The following is a 24,999-nucleotide window of genomic DNA, read 5'->3' on the forward strand; positions in this document are numbered from 1 at the left end:
ACCCCCCCCTCGGGCCGGTCCGTATCCCCCCCACGGACCGGCCCGTTTTTTGTTTTCCGGCTTCTCGACCGTGCTGGGCGATAAATGCGCAGCTCAGCCGCGTTGGGCCCAGATGTTGGTGCCGGGGGTGGAGACGGCCAGCGAGTCGATCTCCTTCAACTCGGCCTCGGAGAGCGGCGCGGACGCCAGCGCGGCCACGTTCTCCTCCAGTTGCGGCACGCTCGAAGCGCCGATCAGCGCCGATGTCATCCGGTCGTCCCGGAGCACCCACTTGAGCGCCAGCTGGGCGAGGGACTGTCCGCGGCGGGCCGCGATCTCGTTCAGCCCGGTGAGCCGGCGGAGCACCTCCTCCGAGAGCAGGTCCGGGTTCAGGGACTTGCCCTGGGCGGCGCGCGAGTCCGCCGGGATCCCCTTCAGGTACTTGCCGGTGAGCATGCCCTGCGCGAGCGGCGCGAAGGAGATGCACCCCATGCCGGCGTCCTCCAGGGTGTCCAGCAGCCCGTCCTCCTCCGTCCAGCGGTTGATCATGGAGTACGAGGGCTGGTGGATGAGCGGGCGCACGCCCATCCCGCGCAGGATCCGCACGGCCTCGGCCGTCTGCTCCGCCGTGTAGGAGGAGACGCCCACGTAGAGGGCCTTGCCCTGCTGGACCGCGGACGCGAGGGCGCCCATGGTCTCCTCGAGCGGGGTCTCCGGGTCGAAGCGGTGCGAGTAGAAGATGTCGACGTAGTCCACGCCCATCCGCGCCAGCGAGGCGTCGAGCGAGCTGAGCAGGTACTTGCGGCTGCCCCACTCGCCGTAGGGGCCCGGGTGCATCAAGTAGCCGGCCTTGGTCGAGAGGATCAGCTCGTCGCGGTGGGACGCGAAGTCCTGCGCGAAGATCTTGCCGAAGTTCAGCTCGGCCGAGCCGGGGGGCGGACCGTAGTTGTTCGCCAGGTCGAAGTGGGTGATGCCGAGGTCGAAGGCCCGGCGGAGGATCGCCCGCTGGGACTCCAGCGTTCTGTCGTCGCCGAAGTTGTGCCAGAGGCCGAGGGAGACGGCGGGGAGCTTGAGGCCACTGTGGCCGGTGCGCCGGTACTCCATGGAGTCGTAGCGTGAGGGCTCTGCCCGATAGGGATTGGTATCAGTCACGTTGTCCTCCCTATCACGGAGTTGTGACGCACCGAGTTGGGTACCCCATCCCACCGCGCAGTAATGTGGCGCACTCGGGGGACCGCAATTCGCACGGGGGCATTGCACGGAGGGGCTGGAAGATCGTGAAGCTGCGCGACCTGGTGTACAGGCTTTACGCACGCCGGGTGGAAGGCCGCCTCGACCATGATGCGGCGCCCAAGCACATCGGCGTCATCCTGGACGGCAACCGCCGCTGGGCGAAGGCGTCCGGAGGGACGACGGAGCAGGGCCACCAGGCCGGGGCCGACAAGATCTCCGAGATGCTGGGCTGGTGCACCGAGACGGACGTCGAGGTCGTCACCCTGTGGATGCTCTCCACGGACAACCTGGACCGCCCCGAGGTCGAGCTCCGTCCGCTGCTCAACATCATCGAGAACACGGTGCGGGGCCTCGCCGCGGACGGCCGCTGGCGCGTCCACCACGTCGGCAACCTCGACATCCTGCCCGCCCGGACGCAGACCGTGCTCAAGGAGGCCGAGCAGGCCACCCACGATGCCGGGGGCCCCTCCCGTACCGGAGGCAACGGGCGAGGGATACTCGTCAACGTCGCCGTCGGCTACGGCGGCCGCCAGGAGATCGCCGACGCGGTCCGCTCGCTGCTCCTGGAGCACTCGCGCAAGGGCACCTCGTTCGAGGAGCTCGCCGAGATCCTCGACATCGACCACATCGCCGAGCACCTCTACACGCGCGGCCAGCCCGACCCGGACCTCGTCATCCGCACCAGCGGCGAGCAGCGGCTGTCCGGATTCATGTTGTGGCAGAGCGCGCACAGCGAGTACTACTTCTGCGACGTGTTCTGGCCCGCCTTCCGCAAGGTCGACTTCCTGCGTGCCCTGCGCGACTACGCGGCCCGCCACCGGCGCTACGGCACCTGAGTCCCGTAGGTCCCGGCACCCCCTCCCCTCGAAGCCTTCACCAGGGATTCACCGAGCGTCCGTCATATGCCATGGCATGGCCTGGCCTGTTCGGGGAATATCCCTTTCAGGTCGATGCCCGATCCACGGGTGTCGAGTCTCAGCGGACGGCATGGGGTCGTCCGCCCGGGAGGCCCTTTGCACCAGGACGCACGTGCGGTTCGCACGGACGGAGTGGAGGGCCGGAAATCGGCCCTGGCATGGGTGCCGATGACCGGTCCGGTCTTCATGGCCCGACCTCTTCCGAGGGGGTACGTCCTTCCGTGGTGACCAGCACTAAGAGCCGCCTGCCCGACAGGCGGACCTACGTCCTCGACACCAGCGTCCTGCTGGCAGACCCCAACGCGATCTCCCGCTTCGACGAGCACGAGGTCGTGCTCCCGATCGTGGTGATCACCGAGCTGGAGGCAAAGAGGCACCATCCCGAACTCGGCTACTTCGCGCGCCAGGCCCTGCGCCTGCTCGACGACTTCCGGGTTCGAAACGGTCGCCTGGACGCCCCCATCCCGCTGGGCGATATCGGTGGCACCCTGCGTGTCGAGCTCAACCACTCCGACCCGAGCGTCCTGCCCGCCGGCTTCCGGTTGGGGGACAACGACTCGCGGATCCTCGCGGTCGCCCGCAACCTGCAGGCCGAGGGCTACGACGTCACGGTGGTGTCGAAGGATCTCCCACTGCGCATCAAGGCCTCCTCCGTGGGGCTGATCGCCGAGGAGTACCGCGCCGAGCTCGCGATCACCGATGCCGGCTGGACCGGTATGAGCGAGATCGGCCTCTCCGGGGAGCAGGTGGACCTCCTCTTCTCGGAGGACCGCCTCTACGTGCCGGAGGCCGCGGAACTGCCCGTGCACACCGGACTGGTCCTGCAGTCCGAACGCGGCAAGGCGCTGGGCCGGGTCACGGCGGACGGCAACGTGAAGCTCGTACGCGGTGACCGCGAGGCCTTCGGGCTGCACGGCCGCAGCGCCGAGCAGCGCATCGCGCTGGACCTCCTCCTCGATCCCGAGATCGGGATCATCTCGATGGGCGGCCGGGCCGGCACCGGAAAATCGGCGCTCGCGCTCTGCGCGGGGCTGGAGGCGGTGCTGGAGCGGAGGCAGCATCAGAAGGTGATGGTCTTCCGGCCGCTGTACGCGGTGGGCGGTCAGGACCTCGGCTATCTGCCCGGAGACGCCTCCGAGAAGATGAGCCCCTGGGCGCAGGCGGTCTTCGACACCCTCTCGGCGGTCGCCGGGCGCGAGGTCATCGAGGAGGTGCTGAACCGCGGGATGCTGGAGGTCCTGCCGCTCACGCACATCCGCGGCCGCTCGCTGCACGACGCCTTCGTGATCGTGGACGAGGCGCAGTCGCTGGAGCGCAATGTCCTGCTGACCGTTCTGTCCCGTATCGGGGCCAATTCGCGGGTCGTTCTGACCCACGATGTCGCCCAGCGGGACAATCTGCGGGTCGGCCGGTACGACGGAGTGGTCGCCGTGGTCGAGAAGTTGAAGGGCCACCCGCTCTTCGCCCACATCACGCTGACGCGTTCCGAGCGGTCCCCGATCGCCGCTCTGGTCACCGAGATGCTCGAGAACCTCTGAGGTCGAATCGGTCAAAAACCTCATAGCGGGAAGGTGAGTTGACGCCGCCCGGCAAAGGCCGCAGAGCCTAGCCGGGCGGCGTCCTGCTGCACAGGTGTTTGTTCAAATCAGTGGCGACATGCCAGGTGTGACCTTTCACACGCAACGGAGAATTGCCTTGCGGTGTCGCGTTCCGGCAGAGTCTGGTTTCCGTCAGGCCCCGCATACGGCATATCTGTATCTCTCGTGAGGTACGCGCAGCACCACAACTCCACAGTCGATCGCCGTATGCCGCCCGGAGCTTCACGCGGCAGCCCCCGCAAGGGAGTTGCCCACGGGCCCGCGCCTCCAGTGACCGTAGAACCACGGAGGCCAGTGTCGAGGGCACTATTGCGGCCGCGCGGTCACTGCGGACGCTGCTGGAAGGACACCGTGTGAGCCGGATCTCGGTCCGGGGGTTCGCCGTGGCTTCGGCCACCGCGGTCACCACCGTCGGCGCAGTCGTGGGCGTTGCCACCGGCGACCCCACGAACGATCTCGAGACGACCGCGTCCGGCGCGACTCTCCTTGCCGACATCCCGGTCGGCGACCAGGCACAGGTCCAGAGCGCGTCCCTGACGCAGCAGGCCGAAGCCATCGCCCACTCCGCCGATGCCGACGCCAAGCGTTCCATCGAGGAGGCGGCCCGCGTCCAGGCCGCCGAGGACGCCAAGTCCAAGAAGGCGGAGGCCGAGAAGGAGAAGGCCGAGGCCGACGCCAAGGCGAAGAGGGAACGCGAGGAGAAGGAGCAGGCCGCCAGCCGCTCCGCCCGTGACGCCGGGGACTTCGCGCTCCAGAGCTCCTACACGGTCGCGCAGGTCAAGGCCATCGCTCAGCAGATGGTCCCGGCCGGCCAGTTCCAGTGCTTCTCGAACATCATCAACCAGGAATCCACCTGGAACTACCTGGCCGTGAACAAGTCCTCGGGCGCGTACGGTCTGGTCCAGGCACTCCCCGGTTCGAAGATGGCCTCGGCCGGCGCGGACTGGCGCACCAACCCCGCCACGCAGATCAAGTGGGGCCTGAACTACATGGAAGACCGCTACGGCAGCCCCTGCGCCGCCTGGAGCTTCCACCAGAACAACGGCTGGTACTGACGGACCGCGGCAGCGGGCTGCGCTGCCGTACCGCTGCTCAACCCGGGGGAGCCCCGCACCGTCCTACGGTGCGGGGCTCCTCGCGTGTACGGTCTTCGAGGTGAGCCCGCAGACCGGGGGCGGGGGAAGGAAAGCGACATGGCGAACAGGGAAGGCTGGCTCGGCCGGCTCGGGAACAGGCTGAACCGGATGGAGGCGCGGCTCAACGAGCGGCGCGCCGAGGTCGAGGCCGAGACCAGTGGCGACCTGTCGGGCCGCACCGGGCCTGCGGGAGCACCGGCGGCGACCGAGGCGCCGGCCGCGGTGCTGACCGTCCCCGCGCCGCCCGTCGTACCGCCCGCGATCCCCGCGCCCCACCCCGTCAAGCCGGCCGTGCCCACGCGCCCCGACCCGGCGAGCGTCGTCCCCTGGGGGATGCGCGTCGCCGCCGAGGCCAGCTGGCGGCTGCTGCTGCTCGCCGGGATGCTCTGGGTGCTGATGAAGGTGATCAGCGAAGTCCGCCTGGTGGTCCTCGCCTTCGCCGCCGCCATGCTCGTCACGGCGATGCTCCAGCCCTTCGTGGTCCGGCTGCGCCGGCTGGGCCTGCCGCGCGGTCTGGCCACGGCCGTCACGGCGATCCTCGGCTTCGTCGTCATCGGGCTCGTCGGCTGGTTCGTGGTCTGGCAGGTCATGGAGAACCTCGACGACCTCTCCGACCGGGTCCGCGACGGCATCAACGAACTCAAGCTCTGGGCACTGGACAGTCCGTTCCACGTGACCGAGAAGCAGATCAACGACATCGCGAAGAACCTCAGCGAGACCATCGGCACCAACACCGAGCAGATCACCTCCGCCGGACTGCAGGGCGTGACGGTGCTCGTCGAGGTCCTGACGGGCATTCTGCTCGCGATGTTCTCCACGCTCTTCCTGCTCTACGACGGCAAGCGCATCTGGAACTGGGCGCTGGGCCTGGTCCCGGCCGCCGCCCGGGCGGGTGTCGCCGGCGCCGGTCCGCGCGCCTGGCGCACGCTGACCGCGTACGTGCGCGGCACGGTCATCGTCGCCCTCATCGACGCCATCTTCATCGGCCTCGGCATCTACTTCCTGGACGTGCCGATGGCGGTGCCGCTGGCCGTCTTCATCTTCCTGTTCGCCTTCATCCCGCTGGTCGGCGCCGTGGTGTCGGGAGCCCTCGCGGTGGTCGTGGCACTCGTGACGCAGGGCGTGTTCACCGCCCTGATGGTGCTGCTGGTGGTGCTGGCGGTGCAGCAGATCGAGGGCCACGTGCTCCAGCCCTTCATCCTGGGCAGGGCGGTACGGGTGCACCCGCTCGCGGTGGTGCTCTCGGTGGCCGCCGGCGGGATGATCGCGGGCATCGGCGGCGCCGTCGTCGCCGTACCGCTGGTGGCCGTCACCAACACGGTGGTGGGATATCTGAAGGCGTACTCGCGCGACCAGCACCACCTCGGAGCCGGAATGGTCGGCCCGGCCCCGCACGGCTCGACTGCCCTGAACGCGGTACCCGACCGCGAGGGCACCACCACGTTCTAGCCGGTGCCCTGGGCGCACCTGCCGTGCTGTGGGCAGGTGAGCCCGCACACCCCTCAGCGGAACCGAGTATTCCGTCGATCAGGGCTGCAATGATCGAATGGATGCGCGTCCTGGTGACTGCGCTGCGGAAACAGGGACCACTGGGGGACAGGCATGATCACCGATCCGGAGCTCGACGAGGAGTGGAAGACCGAGTCGTTGGAGCCGGCGCGGTCGGGCCGGCCGGCGGAGCAACCCGCCGCGCGCGAGCGGACGGCGGCAGGCGCGGGCCCGCGTCCGTGGCTGTGGGCGCTGGGCGGCGCCCTGGTCGCATCGGCGGTCTGGGCCGGCGGGCTGTACGCCTCGGGGGACCTGACGGCCGGGCCCGAGATCTCCTACCGGGCGCCTGAGAACCTGTGCGAGGACTTCCGGGCCCAGGCGCTGAGCGGGATCACCGGGGACATGCACAAGCAGAGGCCGGTGAACCACGAGAGCGACCACCCGGCCGTGTACACGGCACGGTGTGTCCTGGAGAACGCCGGGCAGGACGGGGTGGCGACGGACTTCCTCGTGGAGGCACGGGTCGAGCTGCACAAGAAGACCGATCCCTCGGGCGAGTTCGACGTCCCGGTGCCCGGCAACATCGCCTGGGCGGGTGCCGGGCGCACCGCGGCGGTGCCGGACCTCGGGGAGCGCGCAGTGATGACCGTGATGCCGACCGACACCTCGCTGAACCTCAGAGTGCTGGACGGCGGCGTGGTGTTCACCCTGGAAGTGGGCGCCTACACCCTCGGGGAGAAGAACGGCCGACCGGCTACTGACGCCGACGCGGTCCAGGCGGCGATGATCGAGGACATGCGCGCGCTGATCGCAGCGCTCAAGGAGCAGTAGGGGGGGCGGGCGTGATCGGGGAGCCCGAGCTCGACGGGGAGTGGGGGCCGGCGGCCGGCCAGGCCGGTCCCGCACAGGAGGTCGTGGCGAGCGAGCCCGTACCGGCCCGGAGGCGGGCGCGGCCGTGGTGGTGGGTGGCGGGCGCGGTCGTGGTCACCTCCGCGCTGTGGGCGGGCGGGCTGTACGCCTACGGCCACCGCCTGGCCGAACCGGAGGTCCACTACCGGGTGGTGGACGACCTGTGCGCCCCGTTCGCGGCCCCAGTGCTGGGCGAGCTGATGGGCGGCCTCACGGAGACCGCCCCCCAGGCGGGCGGCCGGCATCCGGCGCTCGACTGGGCGGCGTGCAGCCGCAGCAGGGACCGGGCGAACGCTTCTGCCGGGAGCGTCGACGTCAGGGCCATGGTCGAACTGCACAGGAAGACCGATCCGTCGGTCGAGTTCGCACTCGACACCCCCTCCAGCAGATGGTTCGGCCCCGACGGCGAAGGGTGGGAATCGGTGCCCGGCCTCGGGGAGCAGGCCCTCGTCACCCGCGACCAGAGAGGTGACGGACTGCGGCTGCGGGTCCGGGACGGCGGAGCGGTCTTCACCGTCGACGTGATGATCTTCAGGTCTTTCGGCGAGGACGGCCCCGACCCCACGGTGACCCCCCTGCCCCACCCCGACCGGGATGTCCTCGTCGCGGCGGTGGTCGAGGACATGCGCGCGCTGATGACCGCGCTGCGCACGGGCTGAACGCACAGGGCCCCGGGACCGTTTCCGGTCCCGGAGCCCTGTGTCGTCGTACGCGGTGCCGTTACTCGGCGGCGAGGGCGGCCTCGGCGTCGAGGGTGACGGCGACGGCCTGGATCACCGAGGCGATCTTGAAGGCCTCCTGGATCGTCTCGCGGTCGACGCCCGCCTTGCGCAGGACCTGCTCGTGCGAGTCCAGGCACTGGCCGCAGCCGTTGATCGCGGAGACCGCGAGCGACCACAGCTCGAAGTCGACCTTCTCCACGCCCGGGTTGCCGATGACGTTCATCCGCAGGCCCGCGCGCAGCGTGCCGTACTCCGGGTCGGAGAGCAGGTGCCGGGTGCGGTAGAAGACGTTGTTCATCGCCATGACCGCGGCGGCGGACTTGGCGGCGGTGTACGCCTCCGGCGAGAGGTTCGCCTTCGCCTCGGGCTCCAGCTCACGCAGGACACGAGCGGAACGGGCGGCGATCGCGCAGGACAGGACCGTGCCCCACAGCTGCTGCTGCGGGAGGTCGCTGTTGCCGATGACCGAACCGAGGTTCAGCTTCAGGTCCTTGGCGAAGTCCGGTATGGCCGACTTCAGGGAGTCGAGGGACATCCGTCACTCACCGGCCAGCAGCGCGCCGGCGTCGATGGTGCTGTCGCCCTTGTTCCAGTTGCACGGGCACAGCTCGTCGGTCTGCAGGGCGTCGAGGACCCGCAGGACCTCCTTGGGGTTACGGCCCACGGAACCGGCGGTCACCATCGAGAACTGGATCTCGTTGTTCTGGTCCACGATGAAGACGGCGCGCATCGGCAGGCCGTCCTCGCCCAGGATGCCCAGCTCGGCCGACAGCTCGCGCTTGATGTCGGACATCATCGGGAAGGGCAGGTCACGCAGGTCGGCGTGGTCCTTGCGCCAGGCGTGGTGCACGTACTCGGAGTCGAGCGAGAAGCCGAGGACCTGTGCGTCGCGGTCGGCGAACTCCTCGTTCAGCTTGCCGAAGGCGGCGATCTCGGTCGGGCACACGAAGGTGAAGTCCAGCGGCCACGCGAAGATGACCTTCCACTTGCCCTCGTAGGTCTTGTGGTCGATCTGCGCGAACTCGGAACCGGCCTCGAGCGAGACGCAAGCGGTCAGGTCGAAGGCGGGGAACTTGTCACCAACAGTGAGCACGCGCTCTCCTAATGCAGTGGAAAATAACCCTTTTGGGGGTTTTCCGACGGGGTTGGACGTATCTCACATGCTGACACACCTGCATTGATTACAGAAATAGCTACTCTTGTGGCTGGTGATCGGAGGTGCCTATCAGTGGCTGTCGGTAATAGGGGAGCCAAGCAACCCACGCTCGCGCAGCTGCGCGCCTTCGCGGCGGTCGCCGAGCACCTGCACTTCCGGGACGCCGCAGCGGCCATCGGCATGAGCCAGCCGGCGCTCTCCGGATCCGTCTCCGCACTGGAGGAGGCCCTCGGGGTGCAGCTGCTGGAGCGCACCACCCGCAAGGTGCTGCTCTCCCCGGCGGGCGAACGGATCGCGGCGCGGGCTCAGGTGGTGCTCGACGCCATGGGCGGGCTGCTGGAGGAGGCCGAGGCCGTACGGGCGCCCTTCACCGGGGTGCTGCGGCTCGGGGTGATCCCCACGGTGGCGCCCTACCTGCTGCCGACCGTGCTCGGACTGTTCCACCGGCGCTACCCGCGGATGGACCTCCAGGTGCACGAGGAGCAGACCGCCTCGCTGCTGGAGGGGCTCGGTGGCGGACGCCTGGACCTGCTCCTGCTGGCGGTGCCGCTGGGGGTCCCCGGGGTGACCGAACTGCCCGTCTTCGACGAGGACTTCGTCCTGCTCGCACCCCGGGAGCACGCGCTGGCCGGGCGCCGGGACATTCCGCTGGAGGAGCTGCGCGGACTGCAGCTGCTCCTGCTCGACGAAGGGCACTGCCTGCGGGACCAGGCCCTCGACATCTGCCGGGAGGCGGGGCGGACGACCGGGGCGGACGTCACGACGACCGCCGCGGGCCTGTCCACACTCGTACAGCTGGTCGCCGGGGGACTGGGCGTGACGCTGTTGCCGCGGACCGCGCTGCGGCTGGAGACCGCCCGCAACGAGTACCTGTCCACCGGGTACTTCGCCGAGCCCGTGCCCTCCCGGCGGATCGCCCTGGCCATGCGCACCGGGACCGCCCGGCAGGAGGAGTTCAGGGCGATCGCCGCGGCGCTGCGGGAAGCCGTCCGACCGCTCCCGGTGTGGCCGACCGACTAGGGAGCCGTCCGGGAACGGGCGGACTGGGCCCTGCGGCCCGCGCCCCGGAGGGTCACTCCGTACGCAGGCCGTCCGGGCGCATCAGGCGCAGCAGAGCCGGCAGGCTGAGCAGGGTCACTACGGCGACCAGACCCGCGCCGACACCGGTCATCGCCGCGACCGAGGACCAGTCGATCCGGACGGGCCGGTCGGTCATCCGCATCAGCACGGCCCCCAGCCCCACGCCCACCACCACGGCCAGGGCCAGGCCCAGCCCGATCGGCAGGGCCGTCTGCCACAGCACCGACAGGCTCAGGGTGGAGCGCCTGGTGCCGAAGGCGACCAGGGCCGGAAGCAGCCTCTTGCGCTCGCGCAGCTGCTCCAGCTGCGAGACCAGCAGGCTGGTGCCGATCAGGATCAGCACGCCGGTCGCCCCGAAGAACAGTCCGGTGCGGATCGTGGAGTAACCGGCATTCTCCTTCGTGTACTTGAGCGTCAGCGTGCGGCTGAGGGGATTGGCCTTGAAGGCGGCGGTGCGGACGTTGTCCAAAGCGTCCGGCACGGACTCGTCGACCTGGACGAACACCTGTGCGTTCTGGGCCGCGCCCACGTCCCGGGGGGACAGCGAGGGGGTCACCAGGACCCCGTCGCGGACCTCACCGGTCGGGTCCTCCCGGCTGGCGACCGTCCGGGCCCCGGCCGGGAAGGTCCATTCGACGGTCCTGTCGTCGGCCTCGGCGCCGAATATGCGGTCGACGGACAGCTTCTCGCCCGGCTTCGGCGGGGAACCGTAGACGCCGGAATCCTCGGAGGTGGAACCGGTGAGCACGAAGGCATCGCCGTCCGCGCAGGAGTCCAGTGCGGCGACCTCGCGCAGTCCCTCGCAGGTGCCGATGGTGATCCGGGTCCTGCGGTCCCCGTCGAGGCCCGGGCGGTACCCGTAGACGGAGGTCAGCGGTACGGCTGCGACGACGCCCTCGGCAGCGGCGACCCTCGCGGGGAGGTCACCCATGTCCTCGTGGCCCGGGGGCAGGCTGATCGTGAGCGCCGCCCGGCCCGGGTCCTGGCCGGTGGCCGCGATGTAGTCGCTCTGGACGCCGGCGAAGAGCATCTGCAGGGCGATGGCCCCGGCGACGGCGACGGCGACGCCGTTGGCCAGCCGGGCCGTGCCGCCGCCGGTCAGCTGCAGGCGCCGGACGGCCAGCTGCCAGGACAGCGGGCCGCCGGAGAGCCGGGACACGAGCCGCTCCAGCAGCCAGGGCAGCAGCGCGGTGATGGCGACGAGGAGCAGGGACACGCCGGCGCTGACCTGCCAGCGGTTGAAGTCCCCGCCCTCCTTGCCGCGGCCCATCAGCGGGACGAGCAGGCCCAGTCCGCCCAGCGGCAGCAGCAGCCGCCACCAGATGCGTCGTCCGCGCGGTGTGACCGTGCGGACGATGCCCAGCGGCTCGATGATCACGCCGCGCAGGGCGAACAGGGTCACGGCGACCGCAGCCAGGGGCACCACGAGCGCGACCAGGGCGGCCAGCGCCACCGACGGATCCAGGTCGGCGGGGAAGACGCTGCGCTGGCGGAGGGTGAAGCTGCCGGCGAGTTCACGGCCGACGGCGAAGAAGCCGATGCCCAGGACCAGTCCGACCAGGGACCCGGCGAGGGCCTCCCCGGCGGCGATCCGGCGGACCGTCCGGGCGTCGGCGCCGACCAGCCGCAGGGCTGCGAGCCGCAGGTCGCGGCGCTCACCGCCGGAGCGCGCCGCGGCGGCGATGAGCACGGCGACCGGCAGCAGCAGCGCGACGAAGGTCAGCACCACCAGCAGCATGAGCACCGGGTCGAGCTGATCGCGTTCCTTGGCGGGGGCGAAGTCGGTGATCCGCAGGACGGCGTACTGCTCGGGGCCGGTCTTCTGCAGGCGGTCGCTGCCGGAGTAGAAGAGGAGCTCACCGGGGCCCATCAGGCCCGAGTCGCCGATGATCTCGGAGATCCGCCCGCCGAGGCGCTCGCGCAGCCGCTCGCCGTCAGGGGAGTCCAGCAGCTGTTCCAGTGCGGGGGAGACGGCCAGCTCGCCCGCGGCGGGGACCTTCTCCAGGCCGGGCGGCACGGGGGCGTCCGGTCCCTCGGCCCGCAGGAAGGAGCCCAGGATCTCCGAGCCGCGGTACGTCTGGTCGGCGCGCTTGACCAACAGGGTGTCGCGGCCGGGCTGTTCGGCCCTCACGGCTTCGATCGTGGAGCGCGCGTCGCCGCGTTCGTAGCGGGCGGTGAGCGCACTGGGCAGGGCGGTGGAGATCAGCAGCAGGGCCACGCCGAGACCGACGCCGACGCCGGTGAGCACGGTGCGGATCCACCCCTCGCGGCCGCCGCCGAAGGCGAAGCGGGCACCCATGCCGAGGTCGCGGGTCCAGACCCGGAGCCGGCTCATACGATCCGCTCCATGTCGCGGGACTTCCCGTCGCGCACGACGATCTCGCGGTCGGAGTACGCGGCCACGCGCGCCTCGTGGGTGACGAGCACGAGGGCGGAGCTCGCGGACCGGGCGGCCTCGGTGAGCAGCTGCATCACGAGCTCCCCGTTGAGGGAGTCGAGTGCACCGGTGGGCTCGTCCGCGAAGATCACCCGGGGGCGGGTGACCAGGGCGCGGGCGACGGCCACGCGCTGGCCCTGGCCGCCGGATATCTCGCCGGGCCGCTTGGCGCCGAGGTCCTCGACCTGGAGGCGCTCCATCCAGTCCAGGGCGCTGCGTTCGGCCTCCTTGCGCTTGACGCCGGCCAGTCGTAGCGGGAGCGCGACGTTCTCCACGCAGGTCAACTCCGGTACGAGCTGCCCGAACTGGAAGACGAAGCCGAACTCGGTGCGGCGCAGCTCGCTGCGCTCGGCGTCGTTCATGGCGGTGAGCTCGCGCCCGGCGTACGTGATGGAGCCGGAGTCCGGGGTGACGATGCCGGCGAGGCAGTGCAGCAGCGTCGACTTGCCGGAGCCGGAGGGACCCATGACGGCGACGACCTCGCCGGGGTGGATGGAGAACTCGGCGCCGTCCAGTGCGTGGGTGGGACCGTACGCCTTGCGCAGGTCCGTGGCGGCGAGCAGGGTTCCGGCCGGGGTCATCGGCGTACCTCCTGGGCGAGCTGGTCGAGGCGGGCGGCGGTGAGCTCCAGCCAGCGCAGGTCCGCTTCCAGGTGGAAGAGGGCGTGGTCGCAGACGAGCTGGTCGGCGAGGTCGCCCTTGCGCTTTCGGGTGGTCAGGGCGCGCATCAGGCGCAGGTGCTCGGCGCGCTGGGTGTCCAGCAGCTCGTCGGCGCGGCGGCCGGTGAGCAGGGCGAGGACGACCTTGGTGTAGAGGGTCGAGTGGAGGTAGGGCTCGGGCTTCTCGGGCTGCGAGAGCCAGGCCTCGACGTCGGTGATGCCGGCGTCGGTGATGGCGTACCGCTTGCGTTCGGGACCGCCGCCGCTCTCCACGGCGTCGACTTCGACGAGGCCGTTCTTCAGGAGGCGGGACATGGTCGAGTAGACCTGCCCGTACGCGAGGGGCCGGTCGTGGCCGAACTTTTCGTCGAAGGCGCGCTTGAGGTCGTAGCCGTGGCGCGGGCCGGCCTCGAGGAGGCCCAGGAGGGTGTGACCGATGGACATGACGACGACTGTACACGGTGTGTATACGCGGAGTGTATAGACGGGCTGTCGGGGGCTGTCGGGGCCTGCCGGGGCTGTCGGGGCCTGCCGGGGTTCGCGGATCCGGAGAACGCCGCACGCCCGGAGGGGCCGTGGATTGCGGCCCCGCCGGGCGTGCGGGATGCGGGATGCGGGTCAGTCCGTGGGCTTCGGGGGGCGTCCCCGGCGCGGGATGGGGCCGGGGGCCGAGGGGAGGCGGCCGGCCTCGGCGAGGGCCCGGCGGAGCAGGAACTCGATCTGCGCGTTGGCGCTGCGCAGTTCTTCGCCCGCCCAGCGGGCCAGTGCGTCGTACACCTGCGGGTCGAGGCGCAGCAGCACCTGCTTGCGCGCCTGCCGGCCCGCCGGTTTCTCCTCGCCGCCGGGGGTCACTGGTAGAGGGTCCCCGTGTTGACCACCGGCTGGGCGGCGCGGTCGCCGCAGAGCACGACCATCAGGTTCGAGACCATGGCCGCCTTGCGCTCGGGGTCCAGGTCCACGATGTCCTGCTCCGCGAGGCGGGTCAGTGCCAGTTCGACCATGCCCACCGCCCCTTCCACGATCTGCTTGCGGGCCGCCACGACCGCGCCCGCCTGCTGGCGCTGGAGCATCGCGGAGGCGATCTCAGGAGCGTACGCGAGATGCGTGAAGCGGGACTCGATGATCTGCACTCCGGCCGCCTCCACGCGTGCGTGCAGCTCGACCGCGAGCTTCTCGGTGATCTCCTCGGCATTCCCGCGCAGCGACAGGCCGCCCTCGTCGTGGGCGTCGTAGGGGTACTCGATGGCGATGTGCCGGACCGCCGCCTCGGTCTGTGTCTCCACGAACTCCGTGAAGTCCTCGACCTCGAAGATGGCCCGCGCGGTGTCCTCGACCCGCCACACGACGACCGCCGCCAGCTCGATCGGGTTGCCGTAGGCGTCATTGACCTTCAGGACGGCCGTCTCGTGATTGCGCACCCGGGTGGAGATCTTCGCGCGGGAGGTCAGCGGGTTGACCCAGCGCAGCCCGTCGGTGCGGACGGTGCCCTTGTAGCGGCCGAACAGCTGGACGACGCGGGCCTCGCCCGGCGCCACCGTGTTCAGCCCGCACATCGCGATCACGGAGGCGAGGCCCACGAGTACGCCGACCGCTATCAGGGTCACCTTGGCCGCGATGCCGGCCATCGTCGCGCCGGCCGCGATCAGGCCCGCGCCCGCCAGCAGACCCGCCAGTCCGAGCAGCAGCGCCAGGCCGCCGCCGACACTGTGCGCGGTGAACTCCCGTACTCCGTCAGGGGTAGCGTTTTCGTTCGTCATGGTTTGCCCCGTTTCTCGGTTCACGGTCGGTCGAACCTTCTAGCAAAGTGATATCACTTTTTTGCGCTACAGCAACCCTTCCGCTTAGGTGGGCGTCGGTTCCAGTGATGTGGGTGCTGATTCTCACGTCCGAAATGACCGTAATTAGTCGCGGTTGGCCAACTTTTGACACAGCCTGCGGTGTTAGCTTTCTGAGCTGACGTCGGGGGGGTAATCGAGCGGAGCGGGAGCGATGGGCCGAGCAGAAGTGCGTAAGGCGCAGCAGCAGCGCGGTGCGCGGCGTGCGCCGAGCGGACGCGCGAAGGGCACCGAGGAAAGCGGAAGCGGAAGCGGAAGTACCGGTAAACGCACCGGCATACGCCGCTTCTTCACCTGGAAGAAGGTCGTCGGAACGTTCCTCGGCCTGACCCTGCTCTTCATGGCAGCGGCGATCATCCTGTACTTCTCGGTGAACGAGCCCACCGACCCGAACGCCCAGGCCACGCTCCAGAGCAACACCTACCAGTACTCCGACGGTTCGATCATGGCCCGTACCGGCGCGACGAACCGCGAGATCGTGCCGATCGACAAGATCCCGCCGGACGTCCGCACCGCGTTCATCGCCATCGAGAACAAGTCCTTCTACAAGGACGGCGGCGTCGACGTGGTGGGCGTGGCCCGAGGCCTGTTCAACACGCTCCGGGGCAAGGGCACGGCCGGTGGCTCGACCATCACCCAGCAGTACGTCAAGAACTACTACCTGACGCAGGACCAGTCCCCGACGCGCAAGATCCGCGAGATGGTGATCGCGATCAAGGTCGACCAGCGCATGGAGAAGGACGACATCCTCGTCGGCTACCTGAACACCAACTTCTACGGCCGCAACGCGTACGGCATCCAGGCCGCGGCCCAGGCCTACTACGGCGTCGACGCCGACAAGCTGACGCTGGAACAGGGCGCCTACCTCGCCGCCGTCATCCAGGCCCCCAGCCAGTACGACTGGGCGACCGCCGGCCCGAACGGCAAGCGGCTCGTCATGATCCGCTTCAACGCCGTGCTCGACAACATGGTCGAGATGGGCAAGCTGGACGAGGCCAAGCGCAAGACCCTGGCCTTCCAGGAGCCCATCAAGCCCAAGCCTCGCCCGGGCATGGACGGCCAGAAGGGCTACCTCGTCCAGGCCGCCAACGACGAGTTGGACAAGCAGGGCATCAAAGCCGACCAGATCACGGCCGGCGGCTGGAACATCACGCTCAACATCGACAAGGCGAAGCAGGCGGCGCTGGAGAAAGCGGTCCAGGACGAGCTGGAGTCCAAGCTCGACCGCAAGGACACCAAGGGCAGGCCGCAGGACCAGAGCGTCCAGGCCGGCGCGACCTCCGTGGACGCGAAGACCGGCGCGATCGTCGCGATGTACGGCGGCCAGGGCCTGGAGCAGAAGGACCAGAGCAACGCCCTGCGCACCGACTACCAGCCGGGCTCGACCTTCAAGCCGATCGTGCTCGCGTCCGCCCTGGAGAACGGGTCGAAGACCCAGGACGGCAAGCCGATCACCCCGAACACCCTCTACGACGGCACGAGCAAGCGCCAGGTCGTCGGCAGCAAGATCCCGTTCAACCCGCAGAACCAGGACAACAAGAACTTCGGCGATCCGATGATCTCGATCCAGGAAGCGACGAACTACTCGGTCAACTCCGTCTACGCGCAGATGATCGTGGACGTGAAGCCGCCGGCGGTGAAGAAGACGGCCCTGGCCCTCGGCATGCAGGACCGCGACGGCTGGCCCGAGGACAAGCCGGCCATGGCCCTGGGCACCATGAGCGCCAACACCGTGGAGATGGCGGGCGTGTACGCCACCCTCGACAACCACGGCAAGAAGGTCAGGCCGACCATCATCAAGAAGGCCGAGCACAAGGACCTCAAGTTCACCCCCGAACCGGCCGTCGGCAGCCAGGCCATCAGCCGCAAGACCGCCGACACCGTCACCAAGGTCCTCACGGGCGTCGTCAACGACGAGGGCGGCTCCGGCAACAAGGTCCGCAGCGGCAGCTACGAGGCCGCCGGCAAGACCGGTACCACCGAGTCCAACGTGGCGGGCTGGTTCACCGGCTACACGCCGGAGCTGGTCACGGTCGTCGCGATGTTCGGCGAGGACCCCACCACCCACAACCAGGTCACCCTGACCGGCACCGCCGGCCTGGGGCGCGCGGGCGGTTCCAGCTTCCCGGCCTCGATCTGGAAGGCGTACACCCTCGCCGTCCTCAAGGGCGGGGACACCGACACGTTCGACCTGAAGGAAGCGGAGATGGGCGCCGTGCAGACGCCGTCCCGCAGCGCCTCGCCGACGCCCTCGGCGAGCGCGTCGTCCAGCGCCCCGGCGGCCAGCAGCAGCGCGCCGCAGTCCCCGACGACCTCTCCGTCGCCGACCCCGACCAAGTCCGGTACGTCGCCGACCCCGACGACGTCGCCGTCGCCCACCGCGACCAAGACCGGCGTTCCGAAGCCGCCGGACCCGCCGCTGGTGCCCGAGCGCTAGGCACCCGAACGCCAGGCGCGCGAACGCCGGGCACCTGAACGCACCGCCGCCCCCCGGCCTCGAAGGCCGGGGGGCGGCGGCGTTCTCGTGGTCGTGCGGTCAGCGCCGCTCGGCCGTCGTCGGCAGCGACAGCTCGAACCAGACGACCTTTCCGCTGCTGAGCCGCGTCGCGCCCCAGCGGCGGGCCATCCGGTTCACCAGGAACAGGCCGCGGCCGCCCTCGTCGGTGTCCCGCGCGCGGCGCTGGCGGGGCAGCTGCGGGGAGTCGTCGCCGACCTCGCAGCGCAGTACGTCCGTACGCAGCAGGCGTAGCGTGACGGGCCGCTCCGCGTACCGGACGGCATTGGTGACCACCTCGCTCACCAGGAGCTCCAGCGAGTCGCTCAGCTCCTCCAGGCCCCATCGGGTCAGGGCGCGGCGGGCGAACCGGCGGGCCCGGCCCGGGGCGGTCTCCTCCGGGTCCAGGAACCAGTACGCGACATCACTCGGCGCGATCCCGTCGAACCGGGCAGCGAGCAGCGCGATGTCGTCGTCCCGGTCGCCCGGACCGAGCATGTCCAGAACGTCGTCGCAGAGCGCCTCCAGCGGCGGCGGATGGTCCAGGCCGGTCAGCTGGGCGGTGGTGGCGAGACGCTCGCGGAGCTGCTCGATGCCGGTCCACACGTCCCGCAGGCGCGACTCCACCAGGCCGTCGGTGTAGAGCAGCAGGGTGCCCCCGGCGGGCGCGTCCAGCTCCACGGCCTCGAAGTCCACACCGCCGACGCCGATGGGGGCGCCGGGCGGCACGCGCAGCACCTCCGCGCGGCCGCCCAGGTGCAGCAGCACCGGCGGCGGGTGGCCGGCGTTGGCGATGGTGATCCGGTGCGCGACGGGGTCGTAGACGGCGTACAGGCAGGTGGCCATCCGGTCGGAGCCGAGGCGCTGCGCCTGCTCGTCCAGGTGGTGCAGGACCTCGGCGGGCGGCAGGTCCAGCTGCGCCAGGGTCTGCGCGGTCGTGCGCAGCTGGCCCATGATCGCGGCGGAGGTCATGGAGTGGCCCATGACGTCGCCGACGACGAGCGCGACCCGGCTGCCGGGCAGCGGTATGGCGTCGTACCAGTCGCCGCCGACGCGCGCCGTCTCGGCCGCGGGCAGGTAGCGGGAGGCGAGGCGCACCCCGGTGGGCTGCGGCAGGCTGTCCGGCAGCATCGTGCGCTGCAACTCGTCGGCGATGTAGGCCTCGCGGCCGTACAGGACCGCCTTGTCGATGCCGAGCGCGGTGTGGGTGGCCAGCTGGGCGGCGACCAGGAGGTCGTTCTGCTCGAAGGCGGGACGCTCGGGGCTGCGCAGGAAGACGGCGGCGCCGATCACCCGGCGGCGGCCGCGCAGGGGCGCGAGGACGGCCCGGTTGCCGCGCGGCAGCGGGTGGTCCAGGCCGAGCAGCTCGGGCAGCGCGGCCCGGGCGGCGGCGGAGGAACCGAAGACGGGCCGTACGCCGCGCAGCACCTCGGCGAGCGCGCCGCCGGGCCGGATCTCGCACAGCTCGGCCGCGGGCAGGTCACCCTGCGGGCCGACCAGCGGCAACTGGCTGAAGTCGAGCTCGCCGGTGGCCCCCGCGGCCCCGGCGAGGTCCATCCCCGCGCCGATCGTGCTGCTCATGTCCGTCAGGTCGTCGATCGGCCGGAGCCGGTCTGTGCGCCGGAGCCTTAAAACGACCGGGCCGACGGGCCGTTCGTCGCCGACCGGGAGCGGGTCGCGCAGGTAGACGAGGATGGCGTCGGAGAAGGTCGGCACGGTGGCCCGGCACAGGCCCAGCACGATCTCGTCGAGGTCGATGCCGCGGGCGATGCGCCGCGTGGCGGCGCCGACGAAGCGCAGCCGGTCCCCTTCGCGGCGTGCGGCGGTCGCCTCCGGGGTGCTCCCGCCCGGTATTGCGGGCCCGCCGCCCCCGTGGCGGCCGGCCCCACCGGAACCGGAGCCCGCCCCCGCAGGGGCGTCACCGTCCCGCGGGCGGGCGTTGTCGTGTCCCGGACCCGGACCCGGACCCGGGATCTGGCCCTGTACGGGGCTCTGGCCCGGCACCTGGCCCGCTCCGGAGTCCGCGGCGGCCGGCACGTCCGCCGACGCGGCACCACGGGGCCGGGGGAGCCCGCCGCCCGTGCCCGCCGCCGAGCGGGCCGCCCGCGCGTCGGAGGCCGCGGCGGTCATGCCGCCCGGCTCCGCGCCCGTGCCCGGCGCATGCGTGCGTACGGCCTCGGCAGCGGCGATGGGCGCCTTGCCGTGGCCGGCCTCGTCCGTACCTCCGCCGGAGGCGACGGGCTGCGGGCCCTCCTGGGAGGTGGGGTACTCCGTCACGCGTGGATTTCCGTCCGTCTGCGCTCGATGTGCGCTGCACTCAACTCGGTCAGTCGCGGTATACCCGCTCAGCGGCCCGGGCACCATCGCCCCGAGGTTCCTCGCCCAAACTTGTCGCCCGGCCTCCGGCCGGGAGGTGCCCCTGGCGGGCCCTCGCCCCCTCGTCGCCTCTCGTCGTGCGTCGGCCTCCGGTCAAGTCCCGCGTGCGGCACAACACTTGCGCAGTGGCGCACCGACCGCACCGTCCCGCGCGCGTGACCTCGTGGAGGACGATCCTACGTTTGAACCCTGGGGGCGCATCAAGGGTCTCATGAGGTCATGTGCGCCGGGGTGCGGTCCCAGTCCTCCGGCAGGGCCGGAATCCTCCAGGCCGGATCCGGCCGCCAGTCCTCCCAGCCCGCGGAGAACGGGGCTCCCCAGCCCTCGACCACCCCGACCGCGGCGCGGCCCGCCTCCCGTACGCGGAGGGCCTGCTCACGGTCCATCAGGCCGGACCGCTGCGCCTGCGCGAACTCGTCCTCGTCCAGCCACTTCCAACTGCGGTCCGGATAGACGGCGATGTCGAGGAAGTGGTCAACGGAGTCCACCCCGCCGGCCCATCGCGAGCGCGGTTCCTCCAGGTTCACGTACCAGTTCTTGAACTGCCAGCCGGGTCCCCAGAACAGCCACACCGACCACGGGTCCCCGGGACGGGCCAGTTTCAGGACACCACCGCCGAACCAGCGCGACCGTACGGTGGTCCGCGGCGCCGTGTAGCGGGTGGCCAGCGGTTCCTCGTGGACCGGCGTGCCATCGGTGAGGACCGGCTTGACGCATTCGGTGCCGGGCGCCATCCACACGGCCAGCAGCTCGTCCGTGTCCTGGACCACGGTCACCGGGCGGCAGATGTGCACCGGGCCCTTCAGTCCCGGGGCGTGGTCGCGGTAGCGCCACAGGACCTGGTCCCCGGGCGCCCAGCGCGGGCCCTGCGCGGGGCTCCGCGGCGCGCTGCGCGCCGCGTCGCTCCCGGGCTTGAAAGTACCTGTCATGCGCAGATCTTAGGGCGGGGGTCCCTGTGACCGCTGCGGCGCAGGTCACCGGGTGGTTCGGGGACGAGAAACGACCGGATCCGGCCCCCGCCCGGGCGTGCGGCGGGGCCGGTCAGGGGTGCGTCATGCGCAGCACGTCCAGGGCCTCGTCGAGCTGCTCCAGGGTGAGGGCGCCACGCTCCACGTAACCGGCCTCCAGGACCACCTCCCTGATCGTCTTCCGTTCCGCGAGCGACCTCTTGGCGACCTTGGCGGCCTCCTCGTAGCCGATGTAGCGGTTCAGCGGGGTGACGACGGAGGGTGAGGACTCGGCGTATTCCCTGGCCCGCGCCTCGTTGGCGGTGATTCCGTCGACCGTGCGGTCGGCCAGCAGGCGGCTCGCGCCGCCGAGCAGCCGGATCGATTCGAGGAGGTTCCTGGCCATCACGGGGAGCATCACATTGAGCTCGAAGTTGCCGGCCGCGCCCGCCACGGCGACGGTGGCGTCGTTCCCCATGACCTGTGCGGCGATCATCAGGACGGCCTCCGGGACCACCGGGTTGACCTTTCCGGGCATGATCGAGGAGCCCGGTTGCAGATCCGGGAGATTGATTTCGGCCAATCCGGTGCGCGGTCCGGAGGCCATCCAGCGAAGGTCGTTGGAGATTTTGGTGAGTGATACGGCGATCGTGCGGAGCATCCCGGAGGTTTCGACGAGGGCGTCGCGGGCCCCCTGCGCCTCGAAGTGGTTGCGGGCCTCGGTCAGCGGCAGCCCGGTCGCCGAGGCCACCTCGGCGATCACGGCGGCGGAGAACCCGGGCGGGGTGTTGATCCCGGTGCCGACCGCGGTGCCGCCCAGCGGCAGCTCGGCCAGCCGGGGCAGGGCCGAGCGCAGCCGCTCGACGCCGTAGCGGATCTGGGCGGCGTACCCGCCGAATTCCTGGCCGAGGGTGACCGGGGTGGCGTCCATCAGATGGGTGCGGCCGGCCTTGACCACCTGCGCGAACTCGGAGGCCTTGCGCTCCAGGGCCGTGGCCAGGTGCTCCAGCGCCGGGATCAGCTCACCGGTGACGGCGGCGGTGGCGGCGATGTGGATGGACGACGGGAACACGTCGTTGGAGCTCTGCGAGGCGTTGACGTGGTCGTTGGGGTGGACCTCGCGGCCCAGGCGCTCGGTGGCCAGGGTGGCGATCACCTCGTTCGTGTTCATGTTGGACGAGGTTCCCGAGCCGGTCTGGAAGACGTCGACGGGAAAGTGGTCGTCCCAGCGCCCGTCCGCGACCTCGGCGGCGGCGGACCGGATCGCGTCGGCGACGTCCTGGTCCACCACCCCGAGCTTCGCGTTCACCTCGGCGGCGGCGGCCTTGATCCGCGCGAGGGCCTCGATGTGGGCGCGCTCCAGCCGCTGCCCGGAGAGGGGGAAGTTCTCCACCGCGCGCTGGGTCTGGGCGCGCCATTTGGCGTGCAGGGGCACCCGTACGTCGCCCATGGAGTCGTGCTCGGTCCGGAACGCATCGGCCTGCTGGTCGTCTGTCATTTTCCTGGCCTCCTCAAAAAGTTGAGCAATTGTCTTGTTCGAAGTGTTCCCAACTCCCCTACCGGCCAGTAAATACCGGGGGTAACACCCACATCCGGGGAGGCGTTCCATGGCACGTGCCCGTACGAGACCCATGCTCAGATCTACCTTCGCCGTCGTCGCCGTGATCGCGGCCGCCCTGGGGGGTGTCACCGCCGTCACCCCCATGGCCCAGGCGGCGCCCGCCCCCGGGGCCGTCGCACCGCTCCCGCCCGAGCTGGAGGCCGTCCGGGCCGCGGAGGCCACCAGGATCTACGGCGACCCGGCCGTGCGCCCGATGAACGAGCGCAGGACCGGCCTGATCTCGCTGGGCGACAGCGAGATCTCGGGCGAAGGGGTCGGCAACTACGACCCCGCGACCAACACCCCGAACAACCAGTGCCACCGCTCGCCGGACGCGGCGATCCACCGCACCGGCATCCCGGCCGACCTGACCTTCAACGTCGCCTGCTCCGGCGGCTACACGGGCAACATCAGGATCGGCGGCGGCAAGCAGTACGCCGACGAGCTGGTGCAGAGCGACAGCCTGGCCGTCAAGGCGCGCAACACGAAGATCAAGATGGTTCTGCTGGTCGCCGGGGCCAACGACGACCTGCAGTTCGGCCCGGTCATGACCGACTGCGTGACCCGCTGGATCCTCAGCCAGGGCACGTGCGAGCCCAAGTACGGTCCCGGCTGGCAGGCGCGCGTCGACGGCCTGAGGCCCAAGGTGGAGGCCACGGTCGCGGACCTCAGGACCGTCATGCGGGACGCCGGTTACGCCGACTCCGACTACAAGCTGGTCGTGATGGGCTACCCCAGCCCCATCGGGCCCGACTTCTACGACAACCCCAACTTCCCCGGCAAGCTGTCCGGCGGCTGCGCCGGCTACGACTCCGACGCCACCTGGGGCCGCAACTACGCGGTGCCCGCCTTCGAGAAGGGCATGCGTGCGGCGGCCCTGGCCTCCGGCGCCGTCTACCTCGACAACTCGCGGCTCTTCCACGGCCACGAGGTCTGCATGGAGGACACCTGGGCCCGCGGCCTCTACCTGGACCTCGGGGACCACTTCCCCTGGGACGAGAACACCGCCCGCCAGTCCTTCCACCCCAACTACCGGGGCCACGGCGCCTTCGCGTCCTGCCTGACCCAGCTCTACAACTCCGGCCTGCGCGAGGCCTCCTGCGCCGACCCCGCGAGCACCGGGACGCCCGTCCTGCAGGCCGGGGCCTGGGACGACAAGTTCAAGCCCCTGAAGAACGAGGCGACCGGCAACTGCCTCGACTCCTTCGGAGGCTCCAGCGCCAATGAGACCAGGATCGTCGGATGGGACTGCCACGGTGGTCGCAACCAGGGCTGGTGGTACGACAGCGCCCGCAAGTCCGTCCACATCGAACTCACCCAGGACCGCTGCCTCGACGCCCCCGGCGCCAACTACGGCTCCGGCACCGGCCTGATCATCTGGAACTGCCACGGCGGCGCGAACCAGCAGTTCGTCCGCGACGGCGCCACCCTGCGCCCCGCCGCCGCCCCGGGCATGTGCCTGACGGTGGCCGCCGCCCACGAGCCGCTGCGCCTGCAGACCTGCAACGGGTCCGCCAGCCAGCGCTTCGCGTAACCGCCCCCGCACCACCAGACCCCCCACGCCCGGCCGGCGCACCCCGGCCGGGTGTTTCCACGTACGGGCCCCTGCGCGGGACCTCAGCGGGCCGCCTCCAGCTGCGCGCGCACCTCGCGCGGCCGGTTGGTGATCAAGGTGTCCACACCGAGGCGCAGGCACAGCTCCACGTCCTCGGGCTCGTCCACCGTCCACACCCGCACCGCCAGCCCCTTCGCCTTCAGCCGGGCCACCAGGCCCGGGTCCCGCCGTACGAGGTCGATGCCCGGACCCGCGTGCGTCGCGAACGGCGGCCGTACCGGGCGCAGCCGCCGCTCGATCAGGTAGACCGCGGGCAGACCGGGCGCCAGCCGGTGCAGCCGGGTCAGGGCGTTGCGGGAGAAGCTCATCACCTCGACCAGGCCGGCCGAGCCGTCGGCCAGCCCGTGCTCCTTCAGGACCCGGACCAGCTCGGCCTCCAGCCGGCCGCCGGCGCGGGTCGGGTGCTTGGTCTCGACGGCGAGTCCGACCGGCCGGCCGGCGGCCAGCGCCTCCTTGAGCAGGTCCTCGAAGAGCAGCACCTGCGCCCCGCGGTGCTCCCCGCCCTTCCAGCCGCCGAAGTCGAGCGCGGACAGCTCCTCGTACGTCATGGCGGAGACGACCCCGCGCCCGTCGGAGGTCCGCTCCACCCGCCGGTCGTGCACGCAGACCAGCTTGTGGTCGGCGGTGAGCCGTACGTCGCACTCGAGCGCGTCGGCCCCGTCGGCGATGGCCTGGCGGTAGGCGGCGAGGGTGTGCTCGGGGTGCTCGTGCGAGGCCCCGCGGTGGGCGACGACCCGCACGGCCCGGGCGGTGGGGAGCAGCATCTGCGTCATGCCCCGGACGTTATCCGGATGTGCGGGACGCCCCGCAACCGGATCC

21 protein-coding genes are annotated in these 24,999 nt (G+C 70.9%); 9 read left to right on the forward strand and 12 right to left on the reverse strand.

Translation table 11 applies throughout. The features are described from left to right. Positions 1-93: 93 nt before the first annotated feature. The gene (gene mgrA / locus OG444_RS24660; protein WP_327264217.1) at positions 94-1,131 is read right to left on the reverse strand and encodes an L-glyceraldehyde 3-phosphate reductase; all 1,038 of its coding nucleotides are present in this window, start codon (positions 1,129-1,131) and stop codon (positions 94-96) included. A 125-nt stretch (positions 1,132-1,256) separates the two neighbouring features. On the opposite strand from mgrA, the gene OG444_RS24665 reads away from it, so the two are divergent. The 6 genes from OG444_RS24665 (at position 1,257) to OG444_RS24690 (ending at position 7,919) form a co-directional block, all read left to right on the forward strand. After that, on the forward strand, positions 1,257-2,048 hold the full coding sequence (locus OG444_RS24665; RefSeq protein WP_327264218.1) for an isoprenyl transferase: 792 nt from the start codon (positions 1,257-1,259) through the stop codon (positions 2,046-2,048). A gap of 302 nt (positions 2,049-2,350) precedes the next feature. After that, complete coding sequence (locus tag OG444_RS24670) at positions 2,351-3,667, forward strand: PhoH family protein (protein WP_327264219.1); 1,317 nt, start codon at positions 2,351-2,353, stop codon at positions 3,665-3,667. Between the two features lie 413 nt (positions 3,668-4,080). Continuing rightward, the gene (locus tag OG444_RS24675; RefSeq protein WP_327264220.1) at positions 4,081-4,782 is read left to right on the forward strand and encodes a transglycosylase SLT domain-containing protein; all 702 of its coding nucleotides are present in this window, start codon (positions 4,081-4,083) and stop codon (positions 4,780-4,782) included. 138 nt (positions 4,783-4,920) lie between these two features. Continuing rightward, the gene (locus tag OG444_RS24680) at positions 4,921-6,312 is read left to right on the forward strand and encodes an AI-2E family transporter (protein WP_327264221.1); all 1,392 of its coding nucleotides are present in this window, start codon (positions 4,921-4,923) and stop codon (positions 6,310-6,312) included. Between the two features lie 153 nt (positions 6,313-6,465). After that, positions 6,466-7,182, forward strand: a complete 717-nt coding sequence (locus OG444_RS24685; RefSeq protein ID WP_327264222.1) for a hypothetical protein — start codon at positions 6,466-6,468, stop codon at positions 7,180-7,182. A gap of 11 nt (positions 7,183-7,193) precedes the next feature. Then, complete coding sequence (locus tag OG444_RS24690) at positions 7,194-7,919, forward strand: hypothetical protein (protein WP_327264223.1); 726 nt, start codon at positions 7,194-7,196, stop codon at positions 7,917-7,919. A 61-nt stretch (positions 7,920-7,980) separates the two neighbouring features. On the opposite strand, the gene OG444_RS24695 is transcribed toward OG444_RS24690, so the two are convergent. Further along, positions 7,981-8,517, reverse strand: a complete 537-nt coding sequence (locus OG444_RS24695; RefSeq protein WP_327264224.1) for an alkyl hydroperoxide reductase — start codon at positions 8,515-8,517, stop codon at positions 7,981-7,983. A gap of 3 nt (positions 8,518-8,520) precedes the next feature. After that, on the reverse strand, positions 8,521-9,075 hold the full coding sequence (locus OG444_RS24700) for a peroxiredoxin (protein WP_327264225.1): 555 nt from the start codon (positions 9,073-9,075) through the stop codon (positions 8,521-8,523). 135 nt (positions 9,076-9,210) lie between these two features. Here OG444_RS24700 and OG444_RS24705 point away from each other — a divergent pair, with 135 nt between their 5' ends. After that, complete coding sequence (locus OG444_RS24705) at positions 9,211-10,158, forward strand: hydrogen peroxide-inducible genes activator (RefSeq protein ID WP_327264226.1); 948 nt, start codon at positions 9,211-9,213, stop codon at positions 10,156-10,158. 52 nt (positions 10,159-10,210) lie between these two features. Here OG444_RS24705 and OG444_RS24710 read toward each other — a convergent pair whose 3' ends face one another. The 5 genes from OG444_RS24710 to OG444_RS24730 form a co-directional block, all read right to left on the reverse strand. Next, positions 10,211-12,553, reverse strand: coding sequence for an FtsX-like permease family protein (locus tag OG444_RS24710; protein ID WP_327264227.1), 2,343 nt, complete (start codon positions 12,551-12,553; stop codon positions 10,211-10,213). Next, entirely contained in the window at positions 12,550-13,236 is a 687-nt protein-coding gene (locus OG444_RS24715) for an ABC transporter ATP-binding protein (protein ID WP_327264228.1), read from the reverse strand. Before OG444_RS24715 ends, OG444_RS24710 begins: the two co-directional genes overlap by 4 nt. Continuing rightward, entirely contained in the window at positions 13,233-13,757 is a 525-nt protein-coding gene (locus OG444_RS24720; protein ID WP_327264229.1) for a PadR family transcriptional regulator, read from the reverse strand. The genes OG444_RS24715 and OG444_RS24720 overlap by 4 nt, the downstream gene beginning before the upstream one ends. A gap of 174 nt (positions 13,758-13,931) precedes the next feature. Continuing rightward, a complete protein-coding gene (locus OG444_RS24725; RefSeq protein WP_401273640.1) occupies positions 13,932-14,216 on the reverse strand; it encodes a hypothetical protein in 285 nt (94 codons plus the stop codon). Beyond that, positions 14,162-15,070 carry an SPFH domain-containing protein gene (locus OG444_RS24730; protein ID WP_327264230.1) on the reverse strand — a complete coding sequence of 303 codons (909 nt, stop codon included), beginning with the start codon at positions 15,068-15,070 and terminating at the stop codon, positions 14,162-14,164. The genes OG444_RS24725 and OG444_RS24730 overlap by 55 nt, the downstream gene beginning before the upstream one ends. A 232-nt stretch (positions 15,071-15,302) precedes the next feature. Here OG444_RS24730 and OG444_RS24735 point away from each other — a divergent pair, with 232 nt between their 5' ends. Next, entirely contained in the window at positions 15,303-17,585 is a 2,283-nt protein-coding gene (locus OG444_RS24735) for a transglycosylase domain-containing protein (protein ID WP_327264231.1), read from the forward strand. Positions 17,586-17,684: 99 nt separating this feature from the next. Here the strand turns inward: OG444_RS24735 and OG444_RS24740 are convergent, their stop codons facing one another. The 3 genes from OG444_RS24740 to OG444_RS24750 all read right to left on the reverse strand — a co-directional run bounded on the left by OG444_RS24740 (position 17,685) and on the right by OG444_RS24750 (position 22,463). Further along, positions 17,685-19,919 carry a SpoIIE family protein phosphatase gene (locus OG444_RS24740; RefSeq protein WP_327264232.1) on the reverse strand — a complete coding sequence of 745 codons (2,235 nt, stop codon included), beginning with the start codon at positions 19,917-19,919 and terminating at the stop codon, positions 17,685-17,687. Between the two features lie 308 nt (positions 19,920-20,227). Continuing rightward, on the reverse strand, positions 20,228-20,947 hold the full coding sequence (gene fomD, locus OG444_RS24745; protein WP_327264233.1) for a cytidylyl-2-hydroxypropylphosphonate hydrolase: 720 nt from the start codon (positions 20,945-20,947) through the stop codon (positions 20,228-20,230). 112 nt (positions 20,948-21,059) lie between these two features. Next, positions 21,060-22,463 (reverse strand): class II fumarate hydratase, encoded by a 1,404-nt coding sequence (locus tag OG444_RS24750; RefSeq protein WP_327264234.1) that lies wholly within the window; start codon positions 22,461-22,463, stop codon positions 21,060-21,062. 133 nt (positions 22,464-22,596) lie between these two features. On the opposite strand from OG444_RS24750, the gene OG444_RS24755 reads away from it, so the two are divergent. Continuing rightward, on the forward strand, positions 22,597-24,099 hold the full coding sequence (locus tag OG444_RS24755; protein ID WP_442810607.1) for a ricin-type beta-trefoil lectin domain protein: 1,503 nt from the start codon (positions 22,597-22,599) through the stop codon (positions 24,097-24,099). 83 nt (positions 24,100-24,182) lie between these two features. On the opposite strand, the gene OG444_RS24760 is transcribed toward OG444_RS24755, so the two are convergent. Then, on the reverse strand, positions 24,183-24,953 hold the full coding sequence (locus OG444_RS24760) for a glycerophosphodiester phosphodiesterase (RefSeq protein ID WP_327264236.1): 771 nt from the start codon (positions 24,951-24,953) through the stop codon (positions 24,183-24,185). Between the last annotated feature and the right edge of the window lie 46 nt (positions 24,954-24,999).

The organism is Streptomyces sp. NBC_01232 (assembly GCF_035989885.1).
GTDB lineage: Bacteria > Actinomycetota > Actinomycetes > Streptomycetales > Streptomycetaceae > Streptomyces.